4 protein-coding genes are annotated in these 4,276 nt (G+C 66.0%); 1 reads left to right on the top strand and 3 read right to left on the bottom strand.

Annotated elements, in window-relative coordinates; translation table 11 throughout:
- Positions 1–68: 68 nt before the first annotated feature.
- Entirely contained in the window at positions 69–368 is a 300-nt protein-coding gene (locus tag I53_RS34880) for a hypothetical protein (protein WP_083935970.1), read from the bottom strand.
- A 341-nt stretch (positions 369–709) separates the two neighbouring features.
- Here I53_RS34880 and I53_RS32990 point away from each other — a divergent pair, with 341 nt between their 5' ends.
- Complete coding sequence (locus tag I53_RS32990; RefSeq protein ID WP_139231624.1) at positions 710–919, top strand: hypothetical protein; 210 nt, start codon at positions 710–712, stop codon at positions 917–919.
- A gap of 110 nt (positions 920–1,029) precedes the next feature.
- Here the strand turns inward: I53_RS32990 and I53_RS04895 are convergent, their stop codons facing one another.
- Together I53_RS04895 and I53_RS04900 are read right to left on the bottom strand one after the other, a co-directional pair.
- Positions 1,030–2,175: an alpha-hydroxy acid oxidase gene (locus tag I53_RS04895; RefSeq protein WP_043347310.1), complete on the bottom strand. Its 1,146-nt coding sequence runs from the start codon at positions 2,173–2,175 to the stop codon at positions 1,030–1,032.
- 82 nt (positions 2,176–2,257) lie between these two features.
- The gene (locus I53_RS04900; protein ID WP_012319507.1) at positions 2,258–3,925 is read right to left on the bottom strand and encodes an L-lactate permease; all 1,668 of its coding nucleotides are present in this window, start codon (positions 3,923–3,925) and stop codon (positions 2,258–2,260) included.
- Between the last annotated feature and the right edge of the window lie 351 nt (positions 3,926–4,276).

Below are 4,276 nucleotides of genomic sequence, written 5' to 3' on the forward strand. Positions count from 1 at the left end.
GGTCCTTCCCGCGTCGGGGGCGACGTTCTTCGGCTTCTCCGGCTGCGGATCGGTCTCGCGGCGCTCGGTCATTCCTGGGTCTCCTGCTCGGCGCGTGAATGGCCGCCCGCGACTTTGGTGCCGGCGGCCGGGCCCCGCGAGGCTTTCTGGTCCGAATGGCCGCCGGAAGAACCGCCGATGGCGGGCGGCGCGCGTCCGGGCTCGCCGGTCGAACCCCAACCCTCCTTCGGCTCGCTCCGTGGCGTTCCACCGGATCCCATGTCGGTGATCGCCGCCTGCTCGGGTGTTTGGTGACCACCCCCGGCCGGCGGGGTTCCGCGCGACCCGACCGCGTCGTCAGGCTTGTCATGCCGAAAGCGAAGTGGCACATTTCAATTCAAGTAATAATTTAGCAAAAGTTCGCTTTATTACAAACTGCTCGGACTCCAAAAATCGGATTGTGGAAAGTAAAACTTTAATTTCTCAAATTTACAAAGTTATATTTAATCTATAATTCCCAGCCTAAAACTCAGTTGGTCTGCGGCGATCGACGCCAGCGGTTTTTCGACCGTCGACCTGACCCTATCCGCTCCGCCAAGCCTCTTCGCTCAAGTTCGATGCAGGCCGCGCAGACGCCGTCGATGGGATCGGAGCTGGAGTGGCCAGACCGGATCTTGATGACTGATGCGCTCATGAATTCGTCGTCTAGAGCCGCCAAGATCTTAAGTTCGTGCGGCGTGAGCGGACGCAAGATGAACTCCTCAACGTTCCGGTAAGCCGTATTTCACCCGGCTTAAGCGCCACGCCCAAGCTGCCGTCGATGCTGGAGCCGATGATCGACCGGACCAAGTTGATCTGGCCCGTCGGCTGCGACACGGCGCCGGACATCTTCCAAGGGCTCGATCGCCTCGGGCGCGCATCCCGATTACGATCCGGCTGAAAAGCTTGGACAACCGGCGATGCTGCGTCTTTCCTAGGATTCGCGGACCCGCGCTCAACCACATCGCAGTGCGTTGCAACGGCCCGCGACAGCGGCAAGCCCGGACCCCGTTAGGAGAAGCGCAAGTTGCTCCGGGTCAGCTGATCGACGGATGCGCAACCCATCAGCCGCATGTCCCGTTCGATCTCGGACCGCATCAGGTCCAATGCGCGCTCGACGCCGGCCTGACCAGCCGCGGCGAGGGGGAACAGGTAGTAGCGCCCGAGGCCGACGGCCTTCGCGCCGACGGACAACGCCTTCAAGACATGGGTGCCGCGCTGGACGCCGCCGTCCATGATCACGTCAATCCGGTCACCGACCGCGTCCACGATCTCGGCGAGCTGGTCGAACGCCGTGCGTGAGCCGTCGAGCTGGCGGCCGCCGTGGTTCGACAGGATGATGCCGGTGCAGCCGATGTCGACCGCACGCTTGGCGTCCTCCACCGACATCACGCCCTTCAGGCAGAATTGGCCGCCCCACTCACGCACCATGGCGGCGACGTCGTCCCATGACAGGCTGGGATCGAGCATCTCGGTGAAGTAGCGGCTGATAGAGAGTGCCCCGCCGCCCATATCCACGTGGCCATCAAGTTGCGGGAGCTTGAAGCTCTCGTGCGTGACATAGTTGATCCCCCAGGCCGGCTTCATGGCGAACTGCATCATCCCGGCGAGGGTGAGCCGGAACGGGATCGAGAAGCCCGTCCGCTTGTCGCGCTCGCGGTTCCCCCCCGTGATGCTGTCGACGGTCAGCATCATGACCTCGATGCCGGCCTGCTTGGCCCGGGCCATCATCTCGCGATTCAAGCCGCGGTCCTTGTGGAAGTAGAACTGGTAGACCTGGGGACCGCCGCTGATGCGACGCGCTTCCTCCAGGCTTACGGTCCCGAGCGACGAGACGCCGAACATCGTCCCGTACTTGCCCGCCGCAGCGGCGACGGCGCGTTCCCCCTGATGATGGAATAGCCGCTGAAGAGCCGTGGGCGAGCAGTAGACAGGCAGCGCGAGCCGCTGGCCCATGACAGTCACGGACAGGTCGATATCGCCGACGCCGCGCAGGACGTTCGGCACCAGGTCGCACCGGTCGAAGGCCGACGTGTTGCGCCGGTACGTGACCTCGTCGTCGGCCGCCCCGTCGATGTAGTCGAAGATCGGCCCGGGCAGCCGGGCCTTCGCCATGCGGCGGAAATCGTGGAAGCTGTGGCAGCTGTTCAGTCGCATCTCGGATCCCCGTGGGCGCGTGGCGCCATCGCCAGAGCAGAAGGATGGCCGGGAGGGATCGCTCGCCCCCGGCCCGGCGGCCTCAATGAGCGAGGGTTGGGATGGCCGCGGCCGGTACCATGGCGGTGAATGGCGGCACGTAGGCCTGCAGCATCACCAGGACGCCGACGAGGCAGGCGAGCGCGATAGAGTGGAAGAAGACGTAGCGCAGGATCTTCGCCTCGCCGCCGTACCACTGCGTCGCCGTGGAGGCGACGACGATCGACTGCGCGTCGATCATCTTGCCCATCACGCCACCCGAGGAGTTCGAGGCCGCCATCAGGGTCGGCGACAGGCCGAGCTGCTCCGCGGTGATCTTCTGCAGGCCGCCGAACAACACGTTCGAGGCCGTGTCAGAACCCGTCAGCGCCACGCCGAGCCAGCCGAGCATCGCCCCGAAGAACGGGTAGATCCAGCCGGTCTGCGCGAAGGCGAGGCCCAGCGTCGCGTCGGTGCCCGAGTACTTGGTGACGTAGCCCAGCGCCAGCATCGCCGAGATCGTGATCAGGGAGTAGCGCACGAGCCAAGCGGTGCGGCCGTACTCGCGCAGCAGCTTGAGCGGGCTGAAGCCGAGGATCAGGCCGCCCACGATCGCCGAGAGCAGGATGCCGGTGCCCGTCGCCGAGAGCAGGTTGAGGGTATAGATCGCGGCCTCGCTGTGACTCGCGGCGACAACCGGCGGCATCTTGAAGACGAGGTTGTGCAGGTAGGGCACCGGCATCTTCCACACCCAGAGGGCGTCGAGCCAGGCGCGGAACTGCGGCGTGCCCCAGGCGAAGACGAACAGCGACAGGATCAGCCAGGGCAGCCAGGCGCGGAACACCGTGCCGGGGGAGTGAGTCCGCCGCTCAGCGACCGGAGCCGTTCCTGCGGCGACATCGGTTGCGGTCCAGATGCGAGCGGGCTGCCAGACGCGCAGGAAGCCGGCGAGCGCCGCCATCGAGCAGATCGCCGCGACCACGTCTACGAGCCAAGGGCCGTGGAAGTTCGAGACGAGATACTGCGGAACCGCGAACGAGAGACCGGCCACGAGCAGCGCTGGCCAGACCTCCAGCATGCCCTTGCGGCCGGCAAACGCCCAGATCAGCCAGAACGGCACGAGGAGGGAGAAGAACGGCAGCTGCCGGCCGATCATCGCGGACAGCGCGATGAGATCGAGCCCCGTCACCGCTGAGAGCGCGATCACGGGAGCGCCGAGCGCGCCGTAGGCGACGGGCGCCGTGTTGGCGATGAGTGAGAGGCCCGCGGCGGCCAGCGGGGTGAAACCGAGGCCCATCAGCATCGCGGCCGTCACCGCCACCGGCGTGCCGAAGCCGGCCGCACCCTCGAAGAAGGCGCCGAACGAGAACGCGATGAACAGGAGCTGCAGCCGCCGGTCCGGCGTGATGCCGGCGATCGAGTCGCGCAGGATGTCGAACTGCCCGGTCCGCTCCGTGAGCCGGTAGAGGAAGATGACGTTGAGGATGATCCAGCCGATCGGCAGCAGGCCGAACGCCGCGCCGTAGACGGCGGTGGCCCCGGCCATCGGGGCCGGCATCCCGAAGCCGATCACGGCGACGCAGAGCGCCACGACGAGGCCCAGCAAAGCCGCGACGTGCGCCTTCAGGTGCAGCAGGCCGATGCCGCCGAGCAGCACGACGATCGGCAGGGCGGCGAGCGCCGTCGACCAGAGTGCGCTGCCCAGGGGATCGTAGACTTGGTTCCAACTCACGGCGTGGTCCTCCCGATGGTGGTCCGATCCGAGCCGTGATCGAGCCAGCACCCATCGTCGCCCCGCGCGTGTGGCGTACGCGCGCAGAACCAGGGCCGCCTTCACCGAGCTGAACCGACGCCAGGGCTTATTATTAAACCGCAGGCGATCTGGTGGTAAAACAATTTTACCAATCGTGTCAACTGGACATGGCGCTTGCCCGAGCTACAGTTGTCAGGCGGGGCGGGTTGGTACGGGTGAGTGGGAGCGGGAGATGGAGGAGGACTCGATCAAGGGGGCGAGCGCTGCCGAGAGCACAGCGCGCCACCTGAAGGACCTGATCCGCGAGGGTTCTCTCAGCCCGGGCGATCA

It is taken from the genome of Methylobacterium sp. B1 (assembly GCF_000333255.1).
Lineage (GTDB): Bacteria > Pseudomonadota > Alphaproteobacteria > Rhizobiales > Beijerinckiaceae > Methylobacterium > Methylobacterium fujisawaense.

What these genes read in the sequence shown, in the direction of transcription:
- I53_RS04895 (WP_043347310.1), bottom strand. Translation starts at nt 2,175, where the DNA reads ATGCGACTGAACAGCTGCCACAGCTTCCACGATTTCCGCCGCATGGCG.